We start from the raw sequence: 23,468 nt of genomic DNA on the forward strand, positions 1-23,468 counted from the left end.
TCCCATCTTAGCATTGCTCGGATGGTATTCTGATGTATCGTGCTATTGGATACTCACAATATATTGTGTTATAATATAGGCGTAGCGCAATATGTAGTGTGGACTGGAGGAAGGCAGTTTAGTATGGGATATTTTAAAATTAGAAATTTGAGTTCAAACGGTGGCTTTGGAGAAGTCTTTTTATGCAAAGATGAGTTTGAGAACAAGTATGCACTAAAAGAACTTAAGAAAAGAAATAAGGACAGTATTAGAAGGTTTCAGCGTGAAGTTCGTCTAATAGACAAAATGGATCATCCTAATGTCTTAAAATTGGTGTTTTTTCATGTAAGTGAAGCACCCTATTTTTATGTAATGCCATTATATAAATGTGATTTGATACAGGTGATTCCTAATTTGTATGAAGATTATTACCGTCAAAGTCAGATTATTAGTGCTATATTAAACGGGGTCCAGTATTTACATAGTGAAGGAATAATTCACAGAGATCTAAAACCGGGAAATATTTTATATAATTCAGACTCTGATTTAGTGATCTCTGATTTAGGACTAGGTGTTGAAGAAAATTCTGAAACCACAATACTTACAAAAAGTACGCGAATTGGAACAGAAAAATATACCGCTCCTGAGCAGTGGGAAAATCTTCATTCTGTTGACGAAAGAGCTGATATTTTTTCGCTAGGTAAGATAATAGAGGATATAGTTTCTGACTTTGGAAAGAAAAACTATAACCCAATTTTTGGTACGATTATTGACAAGTGTACTAGAAATAGTCCTGAAGATAGGTTTGAAAGCGTATCAGAATTAAAAAAATATGTTTCTCAAGTCTATGCTATCTTGCTAGATAATGTTGAAGAAAAGAAGACTGAAGATAAACTGCTTGAAGTAACCAATGATACTATCTCAAATGCTGATCTACTAAAACTTGCGTCAAGTCTAATTGAAAGCGGTAACTTGGATAATGTGGAAAAGTTCTTTGTCAATATTACTGGTACCAAATATGATAAATTTGAGTCTACGAATGATGCTTTAGCCAAAAAAATGGTTAGCAGTTTAATTCAGTATTGGGACCAACCCAATTGGCCTTTTAGCTATATAGATACTATTGCTAACACTTCTAGCAAATTATTTATTTATTCCGAGGACGTAACAATTAGGGCAAATCTACTTTACAACTTAACAAAATTATCGATTGAGTATAACCGTTGGTATGCAATGAAAAAAGTTAAAGTAATGCTTCAAGATCTGGAAACAGATCTTTCTTTAAAAGCAGATTTTTGCCATATGCTTAATGCTAATCCTTTGAAGTTAGATATTATTTTTGGAGGTAAAGATAATTTGCCAATGAGTATTAAAAAAATAAACAGTATTCAAACGAAATATTTCTAATCAAGTGCCCTAGACCGACAAAAATACTACTTTCTTAGCACATCTTTGTTTGTATTGATGACAATCGCTCATTCAGAGTCGCAAGTAGTCAAGCAACCGAAGCCAAGGTCTTCATTCAGTTCATTGCGCTGATAATCAGAGCACGAATTTACATGCTTCTGCGAAAGCGCAAAGCTAAAATTCCGGGCAAGCCCAACTATTTATGCGTACCCGCTGCACTTAAGGAACTTGAAAAGATTGAGCTGATACGACAACCTAACGGCAACTATAAGCTTGATCACGCTGTCACTGCTACCCAGAAGGTAATCCTAGGCGCGTTTGGATTGGATAAGGAATGGATCAAGACACAGGCAAGACTGATTGGAAAAGACATCCAGAACGCCGCAATGCCAGAAGAACAGAAGGACGATGAAGAAAATGCTGAAAATGCCGAGAACATAGAATATTAAAACTATCGAAGCCAAGATTTCCCAAACAGAAGAACAGCTCCGGCGTCTTAAAGAGCGCTGCGACAAAGCATCACAGAAGCTGGATTCCTTCTATGAGCTCAAGAAGCGCCTAGAACAGGAGGAATTACTAAAAGCTATTGATAAAAGTACCAGAACTAAAGCTGAGATCCTTGCATTTCTAGAAAGTCATGCATAAAACAAAAACGGCTGGCAGAAAAACTGTCAGCCGTTTTGCTTGAGTTGTAAAATTCTGGGAAATTGGCATTAATCCCATCTTAGCATTATTGCTAGGATGGGATTTTAATATACTGCGCTATGGGACGCTTACCTTACGTCGTTTTACGCTTGATCAAACTTACAGGGATAGTTTGAGAAGCATCATAGATTTTTGATTTGTGAATCATAGAGAGCAAATTGCTGCAACAAACATTGCAAATTGTATTAATATCTTGGCGTATGGTTGTGATTCCAAGTTCCCGTGATTTTGCCGATCCATCAAACCCTACGATTGCTACTTGCTCTGGTACTTTATAGCCTGACATTAGGGCTTCCTGATAAAGAAAAGCAGCCAAGTTATCAATAAAAGCCCCTGCAAGAGCGGAGGCTGGGTTTCAGTTTTTTCAGGTACTTCGGAGGTACCACGATTAAGATAATGAACCAATGGTTCATAGGGGAAACACCCCCATTCACACATCCTAGTTTTGGGATTGATGGTCTCGATGTACGTCTTGCTTGTAGCACATTTAAATAGTATAATATAAGAACTAAAAGAATAAACCGGAGATTACATCTGATGTGCAAAAAATGGTACCAGTTGATTACTTGTACCGAACCGGTTGGAGCGCTTAATAGGCGCTCTTTTTTTATACCCAAAAGCCCTGCACCCAATTTAAGAATATGGGGCTTTCTCAATCAAGCTCAGGCCAGTCAACCGCTCTTTCATGAACAAATTTGAAACATGTTTTCCAAACTTGGTTTGTGAGAGGAATTGTATATCAGTTCTAACTTCTAATGCCAATCAAACTGCATGGTAAGATTTCCAGAAATAATCGCGGTCATGGTGCTTGGCAGACTTGCAATGCTGAATCAGCCCTCGATGCAGATAGTGAGGCAAAATAAAAGCCCCCGCAAGAGCGGAGGCCAGGTTGCAGTTGTTTCAGGTACTTCGGAAGTACCACTATCACGAATAAGAGGGAGCAACAGCCCCTGTTCACGCATCTTAGTTTTGAGATCGATTAATCTCGATGTACGTCTTGCTTGTAGCACATTCGAATAATACAATATGGGTATCACGAAAAATGAACCGGAGTTCACATCTGATGTGCAAGAAATGGTATCAGCTGATTACTTGTACCGAACCGGTTGGAGCGCTTAATAGGCGCTCTTTTTTATACCCAAAGCCCCGCATCCAATTTAGGGATGCGGGGCTTTCTCAATCAAGCTCAGGCCAGTCAACCGCTCTTTCCTGAACAAATTTGAAGCATGTTTTCCAAACTTGGTTTGTGAGAGGAATTGTATATCAGTTCTAACTTCTAATGCCAATCAAACTGCATGGTAAATTTTCCTGAAATAATCGCGGTCATGGTGCTTGACAGACTTGCAATGCTGAACCAGCCCTCGACGCAGATAGTGAGGCAAAATAAAAGCCTCCGTAAGAGCGGAGGCCGGGTTGCTACTTAAGCGAGTGCTTAAGCAGTTTTTTCAGGTACTTAGGAGGTACCACTATCACGAAAAAGTACCAATGTTTCATTGCTAACTTCCCAGGATTTTACAACTCAATGTCTAAGAAGCCTACTATTACGGCTTTTTTCGAAGTTTAAGATAATATTTTTTGAGTTGTAACTTAAACTCAACGAAACCCTCTAAAAGGTTGATATATCAAGTGATAGAGCACTTTGAGTAGTAATTTATGGGAAATTAGCATTCATAGGTGAAACACCCCCGTTCACACATCCTAATTTTGAGATTGATGGTCTCGATTGTGGCACATTTAAATAGTATAATATTGATACTAAGATAATGAACCGGAGTTCACATCTGATGTGCAAAAAATGGTATCAGCTGATTACTTGTACCGAACCGGTTGGAGCGCTTAATAGGCGCTCTTTTTTATGCCCAAAGCCCTGCACCCAATTTAGGGATGCGGGGCTTTCTGTCTTTACTGCTGGTCAAAAATGCGTAAGATCACCATCACTTTGGCATCAATTCGACATCTTTCTGCAGGTTTCTGCCGGTATTCGGACGTTTTCTGCAGGTTGCCGGTCAGAAATGCTTCAGTTGGGTACTTCTTAAAGCATAATTCCCGAAAAGTCCCCAACCGCGCCGATAATTCCCAAAAAAGCCGCTCAGGACGGGCAAATCCTGGGCGGCTTTTGATATGAATCGAGAAAGCAATCTGTTAAGAGTCTAATATGTGTAGGAGTGAAGTTTAGTTACGATGCAGTCACTTTGCCCGCGCCTCACCTCCTTTAGTGAGCCACAGCTCTTCATATTCACTAGCAATCAGCGGCCAGCTGTAGGCCTGCTCAATCCGCTGCCTGGCGGCCTGGCCAAATTCTTGCACGGCTTGGCGGCTGAGCCGCTCGGCTTTTTCAATCAAGCGCCGCAGGCTGCCCTTTTCCTTGTCCCAGTAAAGCCCCGCCTGGCGGGCGACTTCTTGGTTGAAGGGGACTTTGTAAAGGAGATTCAATTTGGTGCTGCTCAGGCTTTCAAGCAAGGACGGATTGGTTCCGCCGACTGAATGTCCATGGAGGTAGGCATAGGCGTTTTCTCTGATCTTTTTGAGCAAATCTTGGTCATAGACCGTGCCCACGAACTTGATCCGCCGATCTTTGGAAAAATTAAGCCTTGCTTCCAGTTGGGCCAGAAACTTGTCATTGGCCGTGGCAATAATCACCAAGTCCTTCTGGCTTTGGCTGGCCATGAACTCGCGGATCATCGTTTCAAAATTGTTTTCAGGCACGAAGCGCCCCACGATCAGGTGGTAGGAAAAAGGCCGCAAGCCCTTGGCTTTAAGCCATTCAGTAAAGCGCTGGTCGTCATCGGCCAGCTGGCTGCCGGCCAAATCGCTGCCATAAGCAATAAAGGAAGTCCGTGGCTCATACTTGCCGTAGGTCTTCAGGATGTAGCGCTCAATCGCGATGGAATCGCAGACGACATGGTCGGCCTGCTTGACCATCAGCCGCTCAGACAATTGCCAGTACTTGCGGATCAGGTAGGGCCACTTGCCCCGGCGCCATTCATGCCCGTCTGGGTTGATAAACAGCTGCCCGCCCAGATGGCGGATCTGCTTGGCATAACGCTTTAAAAAGGGACCAACCCGGCAGGCCAAAATGTAAAAAATCGGCTCAGTGATCCCCCGCTCCCGGCAATGGCGAATGCCGTATTTGAGGGCCGCCAGGTCATAGTAGATGGCTTGCCCAGGTCCCAGCCTTTCTGGCACCGGGATCTTAAAGCAGTTGGCCCCGCGGTAGCTGAAGCTGCCAGAGGCATTGCCGGCCATCGCGCCGTCGCCGTTTTGTTTGCAGGCCACGTGGTACTGGATCTGGCCGTTGCCTTCATGGCAGTCCAAAAGCCGCTTGACGAAAGTTTCGTAGCCGCCATAAGAGCCAAGGCCCTTGGAGCCGATGATAAATACGTGCTGTTGGGTCATATATTCCTCCTTACATGCCATTTGGCTTAAAAAACAGGGCAATCGTCTGCAATATCAGGCCCAGATCGGTCCAGAGGGAGCTGCGGTTGATGTACTTGAGGTCCAGCTGGACCATTTGATCAAAATCACCCGCGTTCCGGCACTTGACCTGCCACAAGCCAGAGCAGCCCGGCTTGACCAGCAAGCGCTGCCGGTCATAGGCGCTATACTGGGCTGCTTCTTCTGGCAAAGGGGGTCTGGGACCAATCAAGGCCATGTCGCCCTTTAACACGTTGAACAATTGGGGCAATTCATCCAGGCTGTGGCGGCGCAGCCGCTTGCCAACCTTGGTTATCCGCGGGTCGTGCGCCATCTTGAACATGGCGCCGGCGACCTCATTCTGATCAGCCAATTGCTTCTTCAAATCGTCGGCATTGACGACCATGGAGCGGAACTTCCAGAGGCGGAAGGGGACGCCGTCCTTGCCCAGTCTGGTCTGCGAATAAAGGACCGGTCCGCCGTCCTCGCGCTTGATGATTAAGGCCAGATAGGCCAAAAGGGGCGAGAGGGCGACCAGGCCCAGGGCGCTCAAGGTCAAATCGACCGCCCGCCGGCAGCTCCGGTAGACCAAGCGCCCCTTGACTCGCTCGTAGTTGACTTGTTCCATTAATGATCACCTCGCTTAAACAATTCCTGCCAGTCGCCAGCAGTCAAGATGCTGCCGGCAAAGACCAACAGGGCAAAAAAGAGGCTTTTTCCATTGACCAGGTCCCATTGGCCGGAGAAGACGGTGAAAAGGTAGGCCCAGGCCGAAGAAGTCACGTTCAAAGCCATGGCCTTGCTGGGACCCAGCTGGTCAATCGCCTTGTAGTAGAAAAGATAAGAGACCGTGGCAAAAGCACTGGCAAAGGAAATGAAGAGCCAGAGCCTTCCTTGGCCCAGCACTGGGTGGAAAAAGATGCCCGCTGGCAGCAGCGCCAACAAGAGGATGCCGCTGACGATGGCCGACGCGGTCTGGCGGATCTGCAAGGCATGGCTGGGCTTGACCCCGCCCTTGAGGCACTTGGCCAAGATGACGGCTTCCAGGCCCCAGCCGCCAGCACACATGATGGCGCTGGCCAAGCCAAAGAGCAGATTGCCCGTGGCCAAGTGGCTGGAGGCGCTGAGCCCGTACACGCCCAGCAGGGTGGCCAGCAGGCATCCCCAGCGCGCGGGCGTCAGCTGCTCGCCCAGGATCAGGTAGGCCAAGACGGCCCCCGCGGCCGGGAAGATGGCACAGGCCACGGCTCCCAGGGCCGGCCCCATGAACTTGACGGCTAAGACGTAGCCGGTCATCCCCACCGGTCCGCCAATGGCCGCGGCCAAGACGATCCACCAGTACTGCCGCTGCCAAGCGCGCCAGGCCCCTTGCCCAGCCAGCAGGAGGCTGGAACAGGAATCGTGCAGGAAGGCGCAGATGAAGGGGGCCAGGAAGGCCAGCTGCAGATTTTTGGCGAAAAAGGGCAGATTCAGGGCCCCGCTGAGCAGCATGGTCTCAATTGCCCAGGTTAGGCCGGCTAAGATGCCCGCGCGCATGGCCGTGGTCCTTTCTCACAGTCAATAGGGATGGCCCAGGCGGCGGCACTTGATGATCTCGCCCAGCTGGTACAGGTAGCAGAAGATCTGCCCGTTATAGCGAAAGTGAAAGCCAATGGCCTCATTGCCCCGGCCCTTGATGGCCTTGATCCGGTCCAGGCAGCTTTCCTTGGTGCCCAAGCGCTTGGCGCACTTCTTCAAGATCCGCGACCGGCTGTCATTGACATAGCTGTGGTCGAACTGGCGCAAATCGTCCAGGCTGTCGAATTCCTGGATGACGCCAGCTGGGAACTTGGCCAGCCGCATCTTGAGCTGGTCCAGGTTTTCCGCCAGGATCTCCTCCCAGAACTTGGCGTGGGTCTGGGCCTTGGTCCGCTCCTTGCTTAAAATCTCAAAAAAGCGGCGGGCAAAGTCTTCCGTCCAAAAAGCATGCCCCAAGAGGTACCAGGAAGCCCGGGTGCCGATGGTCACCTGCTTGATGAAGCCCGCTTCGTCAAGCTTGACGCCCCATTCGCTGCTTGGTCCGGGGCTGTACTGGGCGGCATAGTAGCTGCCTTGGTCTTCCAGCCCCTGCTTGAAGGGGTTATGGAGAAAGTAGTTGTCGGCGGCACAGATGAAGCTGTTCTTGATCACGTCCCGGGCCAGCCAGATGCTGGCGGCGCTGTTTTGCATGGCGTAGCCGGGATTGTCGATCAAGTCGACGCCCTCCTTTTTGGCCAGGTAGTTCAGCTGCTCCTGCTTGTAGCCGGTCACGAGGTAAATCTGCTTGATGCCGGCTTCTTTCAGCTGCCTGATCTGCCGCTCGATCATGGGCTCGCCCTTGACCTCGATCAGGCCTTTGGGCTTTTCATAGGACAGGGGGGCAAAACGGGCGCCGGCACCGCCGGCTAAAATTACGGCATTGTCTGCTTTAATCATTTGAGTCAGCTCCTTTGCTAGTCGAATTGGTTGATGCGCTTGCTGGCCGCCTTGCTGTAGTCTTTGGCGTAGCGGTACTGGCTTAAGCCATAATCGCCAAACTCCTTGCCGATTCGGCGCATGTACTCGCACCAGTTGGACCAGAGCAGGCCGCAGGCGGCAATATAGCAGTAGATCTTGTTTTTGATGATTTCCGGACAAGGACCTTGGAAGTACTTGTCCAGCAGCTGGTCGACCTCTGTTTGGGAGTAGCCGGCATAGATGGCGAACATGGCCAGGTCTAGATGGGGATCCTGCATGCCGGCATATTCCCAGTCGGTCAGCTGCATTTGCTCGCCCCCTTCTGCTTGATAAAAGAGGCAGTTGTCAAAGACCGGGTCAAGGTGGGTCAGGCACCAGTCTTTGGGCACTAGGCTGATGTAGTTCTGGAGCTCAAAGACCTTTTCCTTGGTCTCTTGATAGTCCGGGTAAATCGAGGGGCAGCCCTGCCAAAGGGCTTCGTAATGGCTGATCTGGCCAAACAGGTCAAAGGCGTGGCCGACCTCAAGCTTGGCGCGGTGCAGCTGGCGAATCTTCTTGAGCCACAGGTCCAGGTCCTTGCCCCGGCGGGGGTCGCAGGGGCGGGCGCCAGGCAAGAAGCGGCTGAGCTTGAAGCCCGTGTCGGGGTCCAAGAACAAAGGGGAGTCGCAGAAGCCGTAGGGCTTGATGGCCTGGTAGACCGCGGCTTCGTGCTCGCGGTTGATCAGCTCCTGGCCTGGTCCCGGCTGGCGGAAGTGGTAGCTCTGCCCTCGGCATTCTAGGCGGAATGACTGGTTGCTCATGCCCCGGCTCAGGGGCACGAACTGCAATTCTTCAGGGTCAGCTTGGAAAAAGATGGCAATCGTCATGACTGCCTGCTGACTTAAGTAGTTTGACATTGGTCACCTTCCTTGTTTCGTGTGTTTTTGTGCTGAAAAATTAGCGTGCTAACAGAATAGCATGGAAAGCTGATAACTTGAAATGATGTCTTTTTATTACAAACAAAATATAATTTATGGATTGCTGAAAACTCAAGCTTTGGGATAGATCTTGTAGTCATGGTGGGGGTAGCGAGCCCAGGCTGGGGGCAGCTCCTGGTAGTCCCCGTAGTATTCCCGCAGGATCGGGCCGGGCTTGGCGGGGATGCGCAGGGAGCAGCCGGCAAAGTCAGCGTACTGGCCGGCCCCGAAGTATTCTTTCTTGAGCAGGTGGACGCCGCCGTCCGGCCAGGCCGGCACGCCGACGTGCTGGCAGCCGTTTTTCGTTTTTGAAAAAATCATCCGCTGGATCTTGCCGTCGACGGCTTGGGCAAACTGGTCGCCAAAGAGGCAGTGGATGGCGCCTTGGTACAAGCGCTGGGCCGCCTTGCTGGCAAAATTCCGGGGCCAGTTGGCCGCGTAGGCATAGTAGGCAATGTTGGCCCACTTGCAGCGGCGGTAGAGCCAGCGGGCGACCGAGTAGGACGCCCCGTTTTCATCTAGGGGGTAGATGTCGGTGAAGACCCCGGCCGCAAATTGCTCGGCGGGATTGGTTGAGACGAATTCGTAGTCCAGGTTGCTGAAGCGGGCCAGGCCGTAAGGGAAGTCGCGGCTGTTTTTCCGGGTGCACAGCTTGTAGGGGGCGGGGCAGTTTTGCTCGCAGTAGCGGATCAATTGCTCATAATCCCGCCGCGGCATCCAGATGTCCGTGTCGTCGTCCCAAGGGATAAAATCCTGGTGGCGGACGGCTCCCAGCAGGGTCCCGTAGGCCAGATAGTAGACCAGGCCCAGTTTCTGGCAGAGCCGGTCAATGGTCAGCAGGTTGTCCAGTTCGATTTCCTGGATCTCGGAAAGGGTTAGTTTGTGCATATAAGCCTCCTTCAAAATTTGGATTTGGGTTGTGGTCAAATAATTTAGCAAGCCAGTCCCCCCTTCGTCAAGGCGGAAAATCTTAAGAAATTCTTTCCCGCTCGTGCAAAGCGGCTTGGAAAAAGTGGCCCCTGCCGCTTTGTTCCTATTAGGCCATTTGGACGCAAGGATTAAGATTTTTTCACAAGCATGCGAAAAAATAAGCGCGGAAGTTGAGCTGGCGGTTATCTGCCTTGTACAGGCCTGCACTTGTATGCTAATTTATCCCTTACCAAATTTCACATGCAAAGGAGCTGACTATGAACACACGAAACGCAAATGACAAAAATGCCCGCTATTATTTCAAGCAGCAGGGCGGCTGGAGCCTGGTGCGCCGGTATGCCCGGGCCGGCTGCCTGCCCTTGGCCCTCAACCAGCTGCTGGCTTTAGGGGGGAAGCATCAGGGCCTGGAGATCCTGCGCCTGAGCACCCAGTACCGGATCCGGGAAAAGCTGCGCCGGCGCTACCGCCAAGAATTGCAGGCCTTAGTGGCCCACCATTCCCCAAATCCTAGCCGCGGGCTGAAGGAGGAAGACAAGGGCGTGGACTATGTCTGGTTCTGCTGGCTGCAGGGAATCCACCAGGCGCCGGAAGTGGTGCAAAAGTGCTATGCCTCAGCTAGAAAGGCCTATGAAGGCAGGCGGCAGGTGGTCTTGATTACGGAAAAGAACTACCGCAATTACGTGACTTTTCCCCAGGAAATCCAGGACAAGATCGCGCGCGGCGTGATCGCGGGGGCCCATTTGGCGGACCTGATCCGCTTGGAGCTCTTGATCAACTATGGCGGCATCTGGTCAGACGCGACCGTCTTCTATGCCAGCCGCGACCTGCCGGACTGGCTATTTAAAAAAGAGCTGTTTGCCTACCAGCTGCTTAAGCCTGGAAGGGACGGGCAGGCCTTGCCAATGTCCAACTGGCTCTTAGTGGCCCCGCGCCTTGACCGCCTGCTGCTGATCACGCGGGACCTGCTTTACAGCTACTGGCGGGATCATGATGACCTGCTGGATTACTACCTGTTCCACGCCTTTTTCCAATTGGCGGTTGAAGCCTGTCCCCAGGACTGGGCACGGGTAGTGCCAGTGGACAGCAGCGCCCCCCACCAATTGGGCCTGCGCCTGTTTGAACCTTATGATCCGCGGATTTGGGCGGCGATTGCCAGGCAGACGGCAATCCACAAGCTTTCCCACAAATTCCCGGAGGAAGATTTTGCCAAGCCGGCGACTTTTTACCAGCAAGTGGTCGGCCAAATGAAAGGAGCCTGCGATGACTGACGCCAAGCTTGCCTTAGTGCTCTGCTACTTTGGCCCCCTGCCAAATTACGCGGACCTGTTTTTCAATTCTGTCCGGGCAAACCCGGAAATCGACTTTATTCTGGTGACCGACCAGCTGGTCAAGGAGCCCCCGGCCAACCTCAAGATCAAGCAGCTGACCCTGCCAGCTTTGCGGGCCAAGTTCCAGCGGAAGATCAGCTTCCCGATCCGCCTGCACCAGCCCTACAAGATCTGCGACTACCGCCCGGCCTTTGGCTGGCTGCTGGCCGACTGGCTCAAGGATTACCGCTACTGGGGGTATTGTGACTTGGACCAGGTCATGGGGCGGCTGGCGGAATTTGTGCCCGCCTCCTTGCTGGCCAAGTACGACAAGCTCTACCAGAACGGGCATTTGACCATTTTTCGCAATACGGTCACCAACAACCTGCGCTTCATGGCCAGGGGCGGGATGGACTACCGGCGGGTCTTTCAAACGGACGTGGCCTGCGTCTTTGACGAGGTGGCTGGAATCCAGCGCAAGTTTGACCTGCTGGGGATCAGGAGCTATCAAAAGCGGAACTTCGCGGACATCTACTCCTGGCGGGACCAGATGCGGCGGACCAAGTCCTACTTAAAGCGCAAAGACCGTTGCTCACTGAACCATTCCCACCAGACCTTCTTTTATGAGCGGGGACGGATCTACCGGGCCTACTATGAGGACGGGCGAATCAAGTATGAGGAGCTGGCCTACCTGCATTTCCCAAAAAGGGCGATGAGCAGGCATTTTTACCAAAGCGACAGCTACTTTATCGGCAAGGACGGCTTTTACGCCAAAGAGCCCGGCTTCAACGTGACCATGGGGGAGATCAAGCGCTATAACGGCTTCAGCCTGCCTGGGGAAGGGCGCGTCATGCTGGCGCACTGGCGCTTCAAGTGGCGGCGGCGCTGGCGCAAGTACCTGCTGGGCAGGAACTGAGCCATGGTCATCAAGCTGCGCCGGCAGAACCTGGTCACGGTCTACTTGACCCTGCAGCTGGTCGCTTTTGCCGGGCTGGGCCAAGTCCTGCCCCTGGCTGACAGCCAAGACGAGCTTTTGGCCGTCTTCAGCCTGCTGGGAATTGGCTGGGCCCTTGTGACCAAGCGGCTGAGCCAGAAAGAAGAAGCGCTGCTGCTGAAGAGCGGCCTGGCCTTGGGGCTGGTAGAAGCGATCGGGCTGGTCTCCGGCCTGACATCTGGCTTGATCAAGGGGATGCCGGTGGCAATTGACGCCTTTAAGCTGGTCAAGCTGCCCCTGGTGGTCTTTTACGTCAGCTGCTGCCTGCGCCCTTGGGAAAAAAGGACGATCGTCAGCAATTTGCGCTGGGCCAGCAAGGCCTTTATCTTAGTGGCCTTTTTGGGCGGCCTGGTCAACTTGGCGGCCGAGGTCGGTCTCAGCTATGACCTGCGCTATGGAATCAGGTCCTACAAGTTCATCTATGAAAACCCAGCTGCCTTAAACGAGGTGCTGCTGGTGTCGCTAGTGGTGATCATGCTGGGGCAGGGGCTTAGGCGGCAAAAGGGCGTCAGGCTTTGGCTGCTCCTCTATTTGGCCACGGTAGCCATGACCCTGCGGGCTGGCGGCATCGGGGCCAGCGGGATCCTGCTTTTGGCCTTGCGCTATGAGCGTCAGGCAGTCCGCTTGACCTGGAAGAAGGCCGTCAGCGCGGCCGGCGTGGCTTTTTGCCTGGGCTATCCCCAGGTCAAGGAGTACTTTTTCAGCGAAACGGTCAGGTCGAAATTGCTTCGCCAAGCCCTGGTCGTCTTGCGGGAATATTTCCCAGGCGGCAGCGGATTCGCGACCTATGGGTCGGACCAGGCTTTTAAGCATTATTCGCCCCTTTACGTCCGCTTTGGCTTCAACCATGACTACGCGCTGGCCAGTGAGACCGGCTTTGCCATGAACGACAACTTCTGGCCCATGCTCTTGGCCCAGTTTGGCTTCTTTGGCGCCTTGCTGTACGCGTACTGGCTGGCGCTGCAGCTGCTGGCTTGCCTGAAGAAAGCCGCGCCGGGCTACCCGCGGGCGGCGTGCATAAGCTTGGTGGCCTTTTTCCTGATCAGCTCCCTGGGGAACCCGATTTTTACCAGCGCCTCCGGGGTCTTCCTCGCCGCCGCGCTGGGCCTGTGCGGGTGAATTGTCAGCAATCAATCGAAAGAAGGTGACGCATGGAAAAAGCAAAGAAAAGCAAAGAGAAGTCGCTGCCGCGCAATGCCTTGGCCAGCGGCCTGCAGACGGGAACCCGCTTGCTCTGTGCCTTGGTGACTTATCCCTACCTGGCGCGGATTTTGCGGGTGGAGCAGCTGGGCCAATACGACTTCGCCGCCGCGGTCGTCAGCTGGGCGGCCCTGGTGGCGGGCTTAGGCATCTACGCCTACGCGACCAGGGAAGGAGCGAAGAAGCGCCATGACCCGCAAGCCTTGTCCCGTTTTGCCTCGGAAGTCCTGGTCATCAACCTGGCCGCGACCCTGCTGGCTTATCTGGGCCTGGCGGCGGGACTGCTTTTTTCCAGCAAGCTGCGCGCTTACGCGCCATTGATCTGGACCTTGAGCACCAGCCTGCTGTTTACGACTTTGGGCTGCGAGTGGCTCTATGCCATCCACGAGGAGTATGGCTACCTGGCCATCCGCAACATCGGCTGTCAAGTCCTCTCGCTGGTCCTGCTGCTGACCTTGGTCAAGGATGATGGCGACCTCTTGCTGTATGCCTGGACGACCGTAGTGGCCAGTGCCGGGGCCAATTTGCTCAACCTGGTCCGCCTGCGCGAATACTGCACTTGGTCTTTGACCTGGCGTTTTTCTTGGCAACAGCACCTGCCGGCCATTATGGTGCTTTTTGCCAATGCCGTGGTCAACCTGCTTTACGCCAGCGCGGACGTGGCCCAGCTGGGCCTGCTGGCCAGCGATTACTATGTTGGCCTCTATTCCGTTGCCAGCAAGGTGACGGCGCTGCTCAAGCAGCTGCTGGGGGCAGTCATCGTGGTCGCCGTGCCGCGCCTGGCCTGCCTTTATGGGCAAAAAGGGGGCGCGTCTTTTCAAAGATTGGCCAGGCAGCTGGCCGACTTGCTGGCGGCGCTGGTTTTGCCGGCGTCCTGTGGCCTGTTTGCCTTAAGCGAGCAGGTGGTCGTTTTAACCGCGGACTTAGATTTTGCGCCGGCCGCGGGGGCCATGAGCCTCCTTGGCCTGGCCCTGGTCTTCTCCTTGTTTTCCTGGTTTTACATGGCCGCCGTCCTGGTTCCGGCCCGGCAGGAAAAAGCCGCCCTGCTGGCCGTCAGCCTGGCTGCCGTGGTCAATGTCGGCTTGAACTGGCTGCTGATCCCAGCTTATCAAGCAACCGGCGCGGCCGCGGCAACGCTGCTGGCCGACATCGCGGCGTGCGCGGCTTGCTGCTGGCTGGCTAAGAAGGAGGCCCGCCTATTGCCCAGCTGGAAAAAGCTGGCCAGCAGCCTGCTGGGCTGCTTGTACGTGTACCTGGTCTGCCAGTTGCTTTTGGCCAAAGGATTAGGCCCGGGCGCGACAGTCTTCTGGGCCGTCCTTTGGGCCGCCCCCGGCTACTTCGCGATCCTGCACCTCTGCGGCAACCGCATCCTGGCTGAATTTAAGCACGGACTTAGACAGGAGTAGGGATGAGGCAGGACGGGCGGACAACTTTGAAAAACTGTCCGTTGTAAATATAGCGCTTACACAATAAGATTGGTAATAGATACGAAGGAAAAAATAGCAAGGAGGATTTCCCATGAAAAAGATCATTAATAACCCAAGCGATGTGGTTGAAGAAATGGTAACTGGCTTATCCAGAATGTACCCGCAATACGTTGAACGGATTCCTGGCACGACTGCCTTGGTTAGAAGCGACAAGGAATCGATGAAGGGCAAAGTTGGCTTAGTCAGTGGTGGGGGCAGGGATGCTGACGGCTGCCGTTTGCGGTCAAGTCTTTACTTCGCCAACGCCTGACCAAATTTACGAGGCCATCAAGGCCGCTGACCAAGGCAAAGGCGTCTTCTTGATCGTCAAAAACTACTCTGGCGACGTGATGAACTTTGATATGGCCAAAGACTTGGCCGCAATGGATGATATTGAAGTTCGCTCGATCGTGGTTGATGACGACATTGCCGTTGAAAACAGCCTGTATACTCAAGGCCGCCGCGGGGTAGCTGGGACTGTCTTCATGCACAAGATTTTGGGAGCAGCAGCTGATCAGGGCGCCAGCCTGGATGAAATTGAGCAATTGGCAAAAGCAGTTTTGCCACACATTAATACCATTGGGGTAGCCTTGTCAGCTGCTACCGTACCAGAAGTTGGCAAGCCGGGCTTCATTCTGGCAGATGATGAGATTGAATATGGGGTTGGCATTCACAGCGAACCAGGCTACCGCAGAGAAAAGATCAAGCCATCCAAAGATCTGGCCAACGAACTCCTCAGCAAGATCGATGCCAGCTTGCAACTGACCGCTGACAAGAAATATGCTGTTTTGGTCAACGGGATGGGGGCAACGCCGTTGATGGAGCAATACATCTTCAGCAAAGACGTTCTCGATTGGCTGGATGAAAAGGGCATTAAGCCGGTCTTTACCAAAGCCGGCAATTATATGACCTCCATTGATATGGCAGGGATTTCTCTGACGGTAATGGAAATTGCGGATGATAAGTGGCTGGACTACTTGAACTACCCGGTTAAGACGATTGCTTGGTAAAGGAGATTGCTGAAAATGGAACTGACGACAGAATTGTTGAACAAGTGGATGGCAGCTTTTGCTAAAAAGATCGAAGCCAACAAGGCCTACTTAAGCGATTTGGACACGCCAATTGGTGACGGTGACCACGGCAACAACATGGCCAGAGGGATGGTTGCGGTAGAAGATGCTTTGAATGCTAAAAAGCCAGCTGACTTAACCTCAGCCCTGAAGCTGGTGGCCATGTCTCTTATCAGCAAGGTTGGCGGTGCATCGGGTCCTTTGTATGGGACAGCCTTTTTGGAAATGGCGAAATTGAGCGCCAAAGAAACTGATTTAGCCAAGCTGACTGAAGCAGCCCTCTTGGGCATAAAAAAGCGGGGCGGTGCTGAACCGGGCGACAAGACCATGGTTGATGTTTGGTCCGTAGTCGTTCCGGCTTTGGCCAAGGGTGAATTGACAGAAGAGGTGATTCAAAAGGCCGTTGAAAGCACCAAGCCAATGCAAGCCAAGAAGGGCCGGGCTTCGTACTTAGGCGAACGGTCAATTGGCCATCTGGACCCAGGTTCCGTATCTAGCGGCTACTTGTTCAGTGCTCTGCTGGAAGTGGAGGGTTAGCATGACTTACGGAATTTTAGTTGTATCACATGTCCCTGAAATTGCGGCTGGTCTTCCAAAGCTGCTCAAGCAGGCAGCAGCTGACGTGCCAATTACTTTTGCCGGTGGGACTGATGATGGCGATATTGGCACCAGCATGGAAAAGATCAGCCAAGCCATTGCGGAAAATTCAGCGGACGAGATCTTGGCTTTTTACGACCTTGGCAGTGCAAAAATGAATTTGGACATGGCTGGGGAGTTTGCTGACAAGAAGCTGCATGTCTACGATACGGCTTTGATAGAAGGCTCATACGTGGCGGCTTCGCTTTTGCAGGCAGGCGTTGGGCTGGCAGAATTAGAAAGCCAGCTGGCACCTCTGAAAATTAAAGGAGATGACTAATCATGAACGGATTTTTAGGAGAGTTCTTAGGAACGATGATTCTGATTGTCTTTGGCGTTGGCTGCGGGGCTGGGATCAGCTTGAACAAGGCTTATGCTAAAGGCCAAGGCTGGCTCTTTGTTGCTCTGGCCTGGGGGATGGCCGTAACCTTTGGCGTTTACGTGGCAGGTCAATTCGGTTCACAAGGCCACCTTAATCCAGCGGTAACGATTGGTTTTGCCCTTTTTGGCTTTTTCCCTTGGAGTCAGGTATTGCCGTACTTATTAGGCCAATTCTTGGGTGCCTTTGTTGGGGCAGCCTTAGTGATCCTGCACTACTATCCGCACTTCAAAGCCACTAAGGCTGATGAAGGCAACAGCGTAGGGATTTTCGCGACTGGCCCGGCTATCAGCAATCCAGTCTTCAATTTCTTGAGTGAAACGATCGCAACCTTCTTCTTCGTCTTCACTCTGCTCAACTTGGGCAACTTCACTCAAGGCTTGAAGCCACTGGTCGTTGGTCTTTTGATTATGGTTGTGGGTCAGGCTTTGGGGTCAACGACCGGCTTTGCCCTGAATCCAGCCCGGGACTTTTCTCCACGTCTGGCTTACGCAATCTTGCCAGTGCCTAACAAAGGCGGTGCCAATTGGGCCTATGCTTGGGTGCCAGTTTTGGGGCCTATCGCTGGCGGGATCTTGGCCAGCGGCCTGCAGGCCTTGCTTAAATAAAGAGTGAGCCAATGTCAGAATGCTTAAAGCTGCACATCGCGCAAGTGTTTAAGGACGAGGTAGCAAAAGAAGGATTCAGTCACGTCAGCATTGCCAAAGTTATGAAAAAGACTGGCATCAGACGGCAGACTTTTTATGAAAGCTTCAAGGACAAGTATGACTTGCTGGAATACACGATCCGGTCGATGATGGAAAATGATATCGAAAGCAATATCGGCTATCTGGATTGGGAAGGAATCATCTTCTTGGTCTTTTATGGAATTGAGTTGAACAAGAAATTCTATAAGAGCGTTTATGAAAGTCAGACTGAAGTCGACGTGGTCGGGGAAATTTCCCGTCATATCGCAGTCCTTCTCAAAAAGATTATCGAAGAAGAGGGCCTGGCATATGATCAAAAGGCTCATGACTTCGTGGATACTTTTTGCCTTGGACTGACTTACACGATGATTGACAACCTTTTCCGGCCTCAGCCGCTGGAATATGACGTTATTGCCAGCAAGGTCGACAACGCTTTGCACTTTACCTTGAATATATAAAGAAATACCCTTGGAATCGAACAATGGTTTCAAGGGTGTTTTATACTCTAACTAATTTGAACGGATTGACTGCACGAGGAGGTATTGCTCATGAAAATTATCATTGCCGGAGGCGCGGGCTTTATCGGCGCCAACTTCATCTTTTACATGATGAGGCAGCACCCTAATTGTAAAATCATCTGCCTGGACAAGCTGACTTACGCGGGCAACCTGTCAACCTTGAAGGATGTTATGGACAATCCAAACTTCCGCTTCGTCAAGCTGGACATCTGCGACCGCGAAGGCGTCTACAAGCTTTTTGAAGAAGAACAGCCAGACGTTGTGGTCAACTTTGCTGCTGAAAGCCACGTTGACCGTTCAATCGAAAATCCGGAAATCTTCCTGCAAACCAACATCATCGGGACTTCAGTCTTGATGGACGCCTGCTGCAAGTACGGCATCAAGCGCTACCACCAAGTCTCAACCGATGAAGTCTACGGCGACCTGCCGCTTGACCGCCCAGACCTCTTCTTCCACGAAGACACGCCGCTGCACACTTCAAGCCCTTACTCATCGTCAAAGGCTTCAGCCGACCTTTTGGTTGGCGCTTACGGCAGAACCTACGGCTTGCCAGTAACCATTTCCCGCTGCTCAAACAACTACGGCCCTTACCAATTCCCAGAAAAGCTGATCCCATTGATGATTCAGCGTGCCCTGGCTGACGAAAAGCTGCCAGTTTACGGCGAAGGGCAAAATGTCCGCGACTGGCTGTACGTTGAAGACCACTGCAAGGCCATCGACCTGATCCTGGAAAAGGGCACGGTTGGCGAAATCTACAACATCGGCGGCCACAACGAAATGCACAACATCGACATCGTCAAGCTGATCTGCGACTACCTGGGCAAGCCATACTCCTTGATCGAACACGTGACCGACCGCAAGGGCCACGACCAACGCTACGCCATCGACCCAAGCAAGATCCACGAAGAACTGGGCTGGCTGCCAGAAACCATGTTCAAGGATGGGATCAAGAAGACCATCCAATGGTATCTGGACCACAAGGAATGGTGGGAAAACATCATTTCTCAAAATTGATAAAAGTATTATATGACTAAAGAATAGGAGAAACTGCAAATGAAAGGAATCATTTTAGCAGGTGGTTCTGGTACTCGCCTCTATCCACTTACATTGGTGACCAGCAAGCAGCTGCTACCTGTTTATGACAAGCCGATGATCTACTATCCCTTATCAACATTAATGCTGGCTGGAATTAAAGACGTTTTGATTATTTCCACGCCAACAGATTTGCCGCGTTTTAAGGAACTTTTAGGTGATGGATCTCAATTTGGAATTCAGTTGAATTACAAAATTCAGCCTAATCCAGATGGTCTGGCTCAGGCTTTTACTTTAGGGGAAGAATTTATTGATGGTGAACCTTGCGCTATGGTTTTGGGTGACAATATTTTTTATGGCAATGGCTTTACAAAAATGCTCAAAGAAGCTGTAAATAATGCACAAAAAGGTTATGCAACGGTTTTCGGCAGCTATGTCAAAGATCCTGAACGTTTTGGAGTGATTGAATTTGACCAAGATGGCAAGGCTGTCTCAATTGAAGAGAAGCCAGAACGGCCAAAAAGCAGTTATGCCGTAACCGGCCTCTACTTTTATCCAGCTGGCGTTAGTGAAAAGGCGGCTCAAGTCGAACCGAGTCCACGTGGTGAAGTTGAAATCACGTCATTAAACGAAATGTATCTTAGCGAAAATCGTCTAAACGTTAAACGACTAGGTCGGGGATGCGCTTGGATGGATACTGGAACGGTCCACAGTCTCATGGATGCATCTGCTTTCGTTAAAACAATCGAAGAGCAAACTGGGGTAAGTATTTCTGCTGTAGAAGAAATTGCTTATAACAATGGCTGGATCGATACGGATGAGCTTATGAAAGCCGTAGCTTTTTATAGAAAGAGTTCATATGGCAAATATTTAGAAAACATTGCTGATGGTAAATTGCGACATTAGAAAATTAGTTTTTCAGAAAGGACTGATAACCGAAGTAATCAAAGTTGAAAAAAATGTCGGCGGGATCGAAGGCTTGGCAGTAATTACGCCAACGGTGCACGGGGATGACCGTGGCTACTTCATGGAAACCTACAACGAAAACGACATGAAGGAAGCTGGCTTTGACATCAAGTTCGTGCAAGACAACCAGTCCAGCTCAACCAAGGGCGTGCTGCGGGGCCTGCACTTCCAAAAGCACTTCCCGCAATGCAAGCTGGTTCGCGCCGTTCGCGGTGACGTTTTTGACGTGGCAGTCGACTTGCGGAGCAACTCCAAGACCTACGGCAAGTGGTACGGGGTTGAACTGACTGCTGAAAACAAGAAGCAATTCTTGATTCCAGAAGGCTTTGCCCACGGCTTCCTGGTCTTGAGCGACGAGGCTGAATTCTGCTACAAGGTCAACGACTTCTGGCACCCAAACGATGAAGGCGGCATGGCCTGGAACGACCCAGAAATCGGCATTGCATGGCCAAAGCTGGTTGGCGAATACCCAGGTTCAGCTGACGCCAGCGGCTACTCCCTGGAAGACGGTACTAAGCTGACTTTGTCTGACAGAGACCAAAAGTGGCTGGGCATCAAGGACACCTTTAAGTTCTAATTTTTGGAGGAGAAAAATGAAAGTTTTCGTAACTGGCGTCAATGGCCAATTGGGCCATGACGTGATGAACGAACTGGCCAAGCGCGGCTACGAAGGCGTAGGCAGCGACCTGGCTCCAGAATACAGCGGGGTAGCTGACGGCTCAGCCGTAACCACTGCTCCTTACATTTCCTTGGACATCACCGACGCTGAAGGCGTGGAAAAGGTCATCACTGAGGTAAATCCGGACGTGATCGTCCACTGCGCCGCTTGGACGGCAGTCGACATGGCTGAGGACGACGACAAGGTGGAAGCAGTCCGCAAGGTCAACGTTGGCGGGACCCAAAACATCGCCAACGTGGCCAAGAAGTTGGACGTGCCAATGGTCTACATCTCAACTGACTACGTCTTTGACGGCCAGGGCACGACGCCATGGGACCCGGACTTCAAGGGCTACAAGCCAATGAACGTCTACGGTGAGACCAAGCTGGGCGGCGAATTGGCCGTTTCAGAAACTCTGGACAAGTACTTCATCGTCCGCATCGCCTGGGTCTTCGGCTTGAACGGGAAGAACTTCATCAAGACCATGCTCAACGTGGGCAAGAGCCATGATGAAGTCAAGGTGGTCAACGATCAGATCGGCACGCCAACTTATACTTTTGACCTGGCCCGCCTCTTGGTCGACATGATCGAAACCGACAAGTACGGCTACTACCACGCGACTAACGCGGAGCTGCCGGAAACGGCCAGCGGCTTTGACAAAAATGGCACGAAGACCGGCTATATCAGCTGGTACGACTTCACCAAGGAAATCTACCGTCAAGCCGGCTACAAGACCAAGGTGACTCCGGTTACCACGGCCGAATACGGCCTGTCCAAGGCAGTGCGGCCATTCAACTCCCGCTTGGACAAGAGCAAGCTGGAAAAGAACGGCTTCAAGCCATTGCCAACTTGGCCAGACGCGGTGCACCGCTACCTGGAAGCCTTGAAGGCAGAAGGCTTCTTTGACTAATATTAGAAGCTGAAAAAAGCGCTGGAATCATCCAGCGCTTTTTTTGCGGTTTATTTTTGCCAGAATTTGGTCCAGGTCAAGGGCGGCGGTATCAAGAAAGCCGATGTCGGCTTGCCGCGCGGCCTGCTGGCCGACGCCGACCGCGCAGCTGCCGGCAGCCTTGATGGCGGCGATGCCGGCCGCGGAATCTTCAAAGGCGATGCAGTCTTCAGGCTGGCAGCCGACGCCTTTCGCGGCAGCCAGGAAGATGTCTGGGGCCGGCTTGCCGTGGGCAACCTTGCGGGGATCAGCGATCGCGTCGAAGAGGTTTTCGTTTACCTAAATTTTGATCAAAATGGCTTTTTTGCGAGAAAAGTTAGAAGATCTCAATAACCTTTTTACCAAAACACCGGTTTTGACGAAAAAGGATGCCCAAAAGTGTTAGAATTGGTGCTATAAATTGCCAAAAATAGTGTTTTGAGTAAAAAGGAGCAGTCGATGGTGCACTATCATCCCTTAGAAACCGTTAAATATCAGCATGACTATGATCCTAATTTTTCTTTAGATGCGGAATACCAACAACGGTTGGCTAATGTATCAGCCGTTGTAACCAGCCTTTATCCCTTGCTTAGCTTCAAAAATAGTGACAAACAGACCAAGAAATATCCAATCTTCTTTGTTTATACGCCAAAAATGATCAATTTATGTAATCAATTTATCCTTAATTCTAGAAAAATTGAAAAGGCTAGCATGAAACTGCCGAATGTCGCACTTGGTCAATTTCTGGACTCTCTCCTTCTTGGCGAAATTACCTATACTAACAGTATTGAAGGCATTAAAACAGATGCAGCTGAAATTAGCACGATTATCAGAAGCATAGATGTCCACCCAAAAGGACAGGAAAAACGCCTTTGGTCAACTATTCGGATGTATCAAGAAATTCAAAATGGTCAGCTTCTCAAAATTGAAAGCTTACAGAATTTCCGTGATATCTACGACGAGTTGCTCAAGGGTGAAATTCCTGCTGAAAAACAGCCAAATGGTCAGCTTTTCCGGGACAAATTGTCGAGTGGCATCCTCACAATCGGTACGGCCACTAAGACTGTGCATGTACCGCCAGTGTCTGAATTAGATATCTCCGAAGCCCTAAGCAGTTTGATCGCCTTTATGAATAAAGATGACTTGCCAGCGGTTTACAAAGCCTTGATAACTCACTTCTTTTTTGAAAACACTCACCCTTTCTTAGATGGCAATGGCCGGATGGGTCGTTATCTTTTGTCAACTTATCTTTCTAGCAAGTATGACCGCTTCACTGGTTTCTCTGTTGCCACTGCGATTCATGCGCAAATTTCTAGCTACTATCGGATCTTTAAAGAAACAGATAAGGCTGAAAATAGAGCAGAGCTGACATTTTTCATTGAAGAAATGCTACAGATCTTGACTGCTCAGCAAGACAAAGTCTTAGAAAACTTGATTACTGCTAAAAACAAGCTGGATCATGTTAAAGAAGTCGTTAGTGCTAAGGCTAAAAGACTCGCTGAAGTTGGTCATAATGAAAAAGCGGTTTACGGCATTATGTTTTACTTGGCTGAATCTAAGCTGTTTACCGGTGATAATCCGTCTTTGGGAATTCAAGACAGGGAGATTGTTAAACTAATCTCTGCTGAAGGCACATCTCAACGGAAGATCAAGCAGGAACTGGATGCTCTTGAAGAGGCTGGTTTCATTAAAAAAATTGCTAGTCGGCCAAAGCAGCACATCCTTGCTTTTGAGCTCAATTAAGCTAAATATCATCTTGGAA

The 23,468-nt window shown here is 50.9% G+C and carries 23 protein-coding genes and 1 pseudogene; 16 read left to right on the top strand and 8 right to left on the bottom strand.

Annotated features, from left to right (window positions below):
* Window positions 1-123 precede the first annotated feature (123 nt).
* Together FYJ62_RS07260 and FYJ62_RS07265 are read left to right on the top strand one after the other, a co-directional pair.
* A complete protein-coding gene (locus tag FYJ62_RS07260) occupies window positions 124-1,386 on the top strand; it encodes a serine/threonine-protein kinase (RefSeq protein WP_154549042.1) in 1,263 nt (420 codons plus the stop codon).
* Window positions 1,387-1,538: 152 nt separating this feature from the next.
* Complete coding sequence (locus tag FYJ62_RS07265; RefSeq protein ID WP_229771866.1) at window positions 1,539-1,835, top strand: hypothetical protein; 297 nt, start codon at window positions 1,539-1,541, stop codon at window positions 1,833-1,835.
* A gap of 329 nt (window positions 1,836-2,164) precedes the next feature.
* Here FYJ62_RS07265 and FYJ62_RS07270 read toward each other — a convergent pair whose 3' ends face one another.
* The 7 genes from FYJ62_RS07270 to FYJ62_RS07300 form a co-directional block, all read right to left on the bottom strand.
* Window positions 2,165-2,407, bottom strand: coding sequence for a substrate-binding domain-containing protein (locus FYJ62_RS07270; RefSeq protein WP_268233455.1), 243 nt, complete (start codon window positions 2,405-2,407; stop codon window positions 2,165-2,167).
* 1,871 nt (window positions 2,408-4,278) lie between these two features.
* Window positions 4,279-5,487, bottom strand: coding sequence for a beta 1-4 rhamnosyltransferase Cps2T (cps2T, locus tag FYJ62_RS07275; RefSeq protein ID WP_154549044.1), 1,209 nt, complete (start codon window positions 5,485-5,487; stop codon window positions 4,279-4,281).
* 10 nt (window positions 5,488-5,497) lie between these two features.
* The gene (locus FYJ62_RS07280; RefSeq protein ID WP_154549045.1) at window positions 5,498-6,133 is read right to left on the bottom strand and encodes a sugar transferase; all 636 of its coding nucleotides are present in this window, start codon (window positions 6,131-6,133) and stop codon (window positions 5,498-5,500) included.
* A complete protein-coding gene (locus FYJ62_RS07285) occupies window positions 6,133-7,041 on the bottom strand; it encodes a DMT family transporter (protein WP_154549046.1) in 909 nt (302 codons plus the stop codon). The genes FYJ62_RS07280 and FYJ62_RS07285 overlap by 1 nt, the downstream gene beginning before the upstream one ends.
* 21 nt (window positions 7,042-7,062) lie before the next feature.
* The gene (locus FYJ62_RS07290; RefSeq protein WP_154549047.1) at window positions 7,063-7,959 is read right to left on the bottom strand and encodes an NTP transferase domain-containing protein; all 897 of its coding nucleotides are present in this window, start codon (window positions 7,957-7,959) and stop codon (window positions 7,063-7,065) included.
* A 17-nt stretch (window positions 7,960-7,976) separates the two neighbouring features.
* Complete coding sequence (locus FYJ62_RS07295) at window positions 7,977-8,876, bottom strand: choline/ethanolamine kinase family protein (RefSeq protein ID WP_154549048.1); 900 nt, start codon at window positions 8,874-8,876, stop codon at window positions 7,977-7,979.
* A 132-nt stretch (window positions 8,877-9,008) separates the two neighbouring features.
* Entirely contained in the window at window positions 9,009-9,824 is an 816-nt protein-coding gene (locus FYJ62_RS07300; RefSeq protein ID WP_154549049.1) for a LicD family protein, read from the bottom strand.
* Window positions 9,825-10,123: 299 nt separating this feature from the next.
* On the opposite strand from FYJ62_RS07300, the gene FYJ62_RS07305 reads away from it, so the two are divergent.
* The 13 genes and pseudogenes from FYJ62_RS07305 to rfbD all read left to right on the top strand — a co-directional run bounded on the left by FYJ62_RS07305 (window position 10,124) and on the right by rfbD (window position 21,688).
* Window positions 10,124-11,134, top strand: coding sequence for a capsular polysaccharide synthesis protein (locus FYJ62_RS07305; protein ID WP_154549050.1), 1,011 nt, complete (start codon window positions 10,124-10,126; stop codon window positions 11,132-11,134).
* Complete coding sequence (locus tag FYJ62_RS07310) at window positions 11,127-12,089, top strand: DUF6625 family protein (RefSeq protein ID WP_154549051.1); 963 nt, start codon at window positions 11,127-11,129, stop codon at window positions 12,087-12,089. Before FYJ62_RS07305 ends, FYJ62_RS07310 begins: the two co-directional genes overlap by 8 nt.
* Before the next feature lie 3 nt (window positions 12,090-12,092).
* Window positions 12,093-13,286 (top strand): polymerase, encoded by a 1,194-nt coding sequence (locus FYJ62_RS07315; protein WP_154549052.1) that lies wholly within the window; start codon window positions 12,093-12,095, stop codon window positions 13,284-13,286.
* Between the two features lie 32 nt (window positions 13,287-13,318).
* Window positions 13,319-14,773 carry an oligosaccharide flippase family protein gene (locus tag FYJ62_RS07320; RefSeq protein ID WP_154549053.1) on the top strand — a complete coding sequence of 485 codons (1,455 nt, stop codon included), beginning with the start codon at window positions 13,319-13,321 and terminating at the stop codon, window positions 14,771-14,773.
* Window positions 14,774-14,885: 112 nt separating this feature from the next.
* Window positions 14,886-15,843 (top strand): annotated as a pseudogene (dhaK, locus tag FYJ62_RS07325) (dihydroxyacetone kinase subunit DhaK).
* Window positions 15,844-15,858: 15 nt separating this feature from the next.
* Window positions 15,859-16,440, top strand: a complete 582-nt coding sequence (gene dhaL / locus FYJ62_RS07330; RefSeq protein WP_154549054.1) for a dihydroxyacetone kinase subunit DhaL — start codon at window positions 15,859-15,861, stop codon at window positions 16,438-16,440.
* A gap of 1 nt (window position 16,441) precedes the next feature.
* Window positions 16,442-16,819 carry a dihydroxyacetone kinase phosphoryl donor subunit DhaM gene (gene dhaM, locus FYJ62_RS07335; protein ID WP_154549055.1) on the top strand — a complete coding sequence of 126 codons (378 nt, stop codon included), beginning with the start codon at window positions 16,442-16,444 and terminating at the stop codon, window positions 16,817-16,819.
* 2 nt (window positions 16,820-16,821) lie between these two features.
* Window positions 16,822-17,526 (top strand): MIP/aquaporin family protein, encoded by a 705-nt coding sequence (locus tag FYJ62_RS07340; protein ID WP_154549056.1) that lies wholly within the window; start codon window positions 16,822-16,824, stop codon window positions 17,524-17,526.
* An 11-nt stretch (window positions 17,527-17,537) separates the two neighbouring features.
* Window positions 17,538-18,062, top strand: coding sequence for a TetR family transcriptional regulator (locus FYJ62_RS07345; RefSeq protein ID WP_154549057.1), 525 nt, complete (start codon window positions 17,538-17,540; stop codon window positions 18,060-18,062).
* A 90-nt stretch (window positions 18,063-18,152) separates the two neighbouring features.
* On the top strand, window positions 18,153-19,136 hold the full coding sequence (gene rfbB / locus FYJ62_RS07350) for a dTDP-glucose 4,6-dehydratase (RefSeq protein WP_154549058.1): 984 nt from the start codon (window positions 18,153-18,155) through the stop codon (window positions 19,134-19,136).
* 39 nt (window positions 19,137-19,175) lie between these two features.
* On the top strand, window positions 19,176-20,060 hold the full coding sequence (gene rfbA, locus FYJ62_RS07355) for a glucose-1-phosphate thymidylyltransferase RfbA (RefSeq protein WP_154549059.1): 885 nt from the start codon (window positions 19,176-19,178) through the stop codon (window positions 20,058-20,060).
* Window positions 20,041-20,697 (top strand): dTDP-4-dehydrorhamnose 3,5-epimerase, encoded by a 657-nt coding sequence (gene rfbC, locus FYJ62_RS07360; protein WP_154549060.1) that lies wholly within the window; start codon window positions 20,041-20,043, stop codon window positions 20,695-20,697. Before rfbA ends, rfbC begins: the two co-directional genes overlap by 20 nt.
* A gap of 16 nt (window positions 20,698-20,713) precedes the next feature.
* A complete protein-coding gene (gene rfbD, locus FYJ62_RS07365) occupies window positions 20,714-21,688 on the top strand; it encodes a dTDP-4-dehydrorhamnose reductase (RefSeq protein WP_154549061.1) in 975 nt (324 codons plus the stop codon).
* Between the two features lie 27 nt (window positions 21,689-21,715).
* Here rfbD and FYJ62_RS07370 read toward each other — a convergent pair whose 3' ends face one another.
* Window positions 21,716-21,982 (bottom strand): HAD-IA family hydrolase, encoded by a 267-nt coding sequence (locus FYJ62_RS07370; RefSeq protein ID WP_407657302.1) that lies wholly within the window; start codon window positions 21,980-21,982, stop codon window positions 21,716-21,718.
* Window positions 21,983-22,165: 183 nt separating this feature from the next.
* On the opposite strand from FYJ62_RS07370, the gene FYJ62_RS07375 reads away from it, so the two are divergent.
* Window positions 22,166-23,449 (top strand): Fic family protein, encoded by a 1,284-nt coding sequence (locus tag FYJ62_RS07375; protein ID WP_154549062.1) that lies wholly within the window; start codon window positions 22,166-22,168, stop codon window positions 23,447-23,449.
* Window positions 23,450-23,468 lie beyond the last annotated feature (19 nt).

The organism is Lactobacillus porci (assembly GCF_009695985.1).
GTDB lineage: Bacteria > Bacillota > Bacilli > Lactobacillales > Lactobacillaceae > Lactobacillus > Lactobacillus absianus.

Bases quoted from the DNA above. Each gene is read 5' to 3' on its own strand.
- FYJ62_RS07260 (WP_154549042.1), top strand. From the start codon at position 124: ATGGGATATTTTAAAATTAGAAATTTGAGTTCAAACGGTGGCTTTGGA.
- FYJ62_RS07265 (WP_229771866.1), top strand. From the start codon at position 1,539: ATGCTTCTGCGAAAGCGCAAAGCTAAAATTCCGGGCAAGCCCAACTAT.
- cps2T (WP_154549044.1), bottom strand. From the start codon at position 5,487: ATGACCCAACAGCACGTATTTATCATCGGCTCCAAGGGCCTTGGCTCT.
- FYJ62_RS07280 (WP_154549045.1), bottom strand. From the start codon at position 6,133: ATGGAACAAGTCAACTACGAGCGAGTCAAGGGGCGCTTGGTCTACCGG.
- FYJ62_RS07285 (WP_154549046.1), bottom strand. From the start codon at position 7,041: ATGCGCGCGGGCATCTTAGCCGGCCTAACCTGGGCAATTGAGACCATG.
- FYJ62_RS07290 (WP_154549047.1), bottom strand. From the start codon at position 7,959: ATGATTAAAGCAGACAATGCCGTAATTTTAGCCGGCGGTGCCGGCGCC.
- FYJ62_RS07295 (WP_154549048.1), bottom strand. From the start codon at position 8,876: ATGTCAAACTACTTAAGTCAGCAGGCAGTCATGACGATTGCCATCTTT.
- FYJ62_RS07300 (WP_154549049.1), bottom strand. From the start codon at position 9,824: ATGCACAAACTAACCCTTTCCGAGATCCAGGAAATCGAACTGGACAAC.
- FYJ62_RS07305 (WP_154549050.1), top strand. From the start codon at position 10,124: ATGAACACACGAAACGCAAATGACAAAAATGCCCGCTATTATTTCAAG.
- FYJ62_RS07310 (WP_154549051.1), top strand. From the start codon at position 11,127: ATGACTGACGCCAAGCTTGCCTTAGTGCTCTGCTACTTTGGCCCCCTG.
- FYJ62_RS07315 (WP_154549052.1), top strand. From the start codon at position 12,093: ATGGTCATCAAGCTGCGCCGGCAGAACCTGGTCACGGTCTACTTGACC.
- FYJ62_RS07320 (WP_154549053.1), top strand. From the start codon at position 13,319: ATGGAAAAAGCAAAGAAAAGCAAAGAGAAGTCGCTGCCGCGCAATGCC.
- dhaL (WP_154549054.1), top strand. From the start codon at position 15,859: ATGGAACTGACGACAGAATTGTTGAACAAGTGGATGGCAGCTTTTGCT.
- dhaM (WP_154549055.1), top strand. From the start codon at position 16,442: ATGACTTACGGAATTTTAGTTGTATCACATGTCCCTGAAATTGCGGCT.
- FYJ62_RS07340 (WP_154549056.1), top strand. From the start codon at position 16,822: ATGAACGGATTTTTAGGAGAGTTCTTAGGAACGATGATTCTGATTGTC.
- FYJ62_RS07345 (WP_154549057.1), top strand. From the start codon at position 17,538: ATGTCAGAATGCTTAAAGCTGCACATCGCGCAAGTGTTTAAGGACGAG.
- rfbB (WP_154549058.1), top strand. From the start codon at position 18,153: ATGAAAATTATCATTGCCGGAGGCGCGGGCTTTATCGGCGCCAACTTC.
- rfbA (WP_154549059.1), top strand. From the start codon at position 19,176: ATGAAAGGAATCATTTTAGCAGGTGGTTCTGGTACTCGCCTCTATCCA.
- rfbC (WP_154549060.1), top strand. From the start codon at position 20,041: ATGGTAAATTGCGACATTAGAAAATTAGTTTTTCAGAAAGGACTGATA.
- rfbD (WP_154549061.1), top strand. From the start codon at position 20,714: ATGAAAGTTTTCGTAACTGGCGTCAATGGCCAATTGGGCCATGACGTG.
- FYJ62_RS07375 (WP_154549062.1), top strand. From the start codon at position 22,166: ATGGTGCACTATCATCCCTTAGAAACCGTTAAATATCAGCATGACTAT.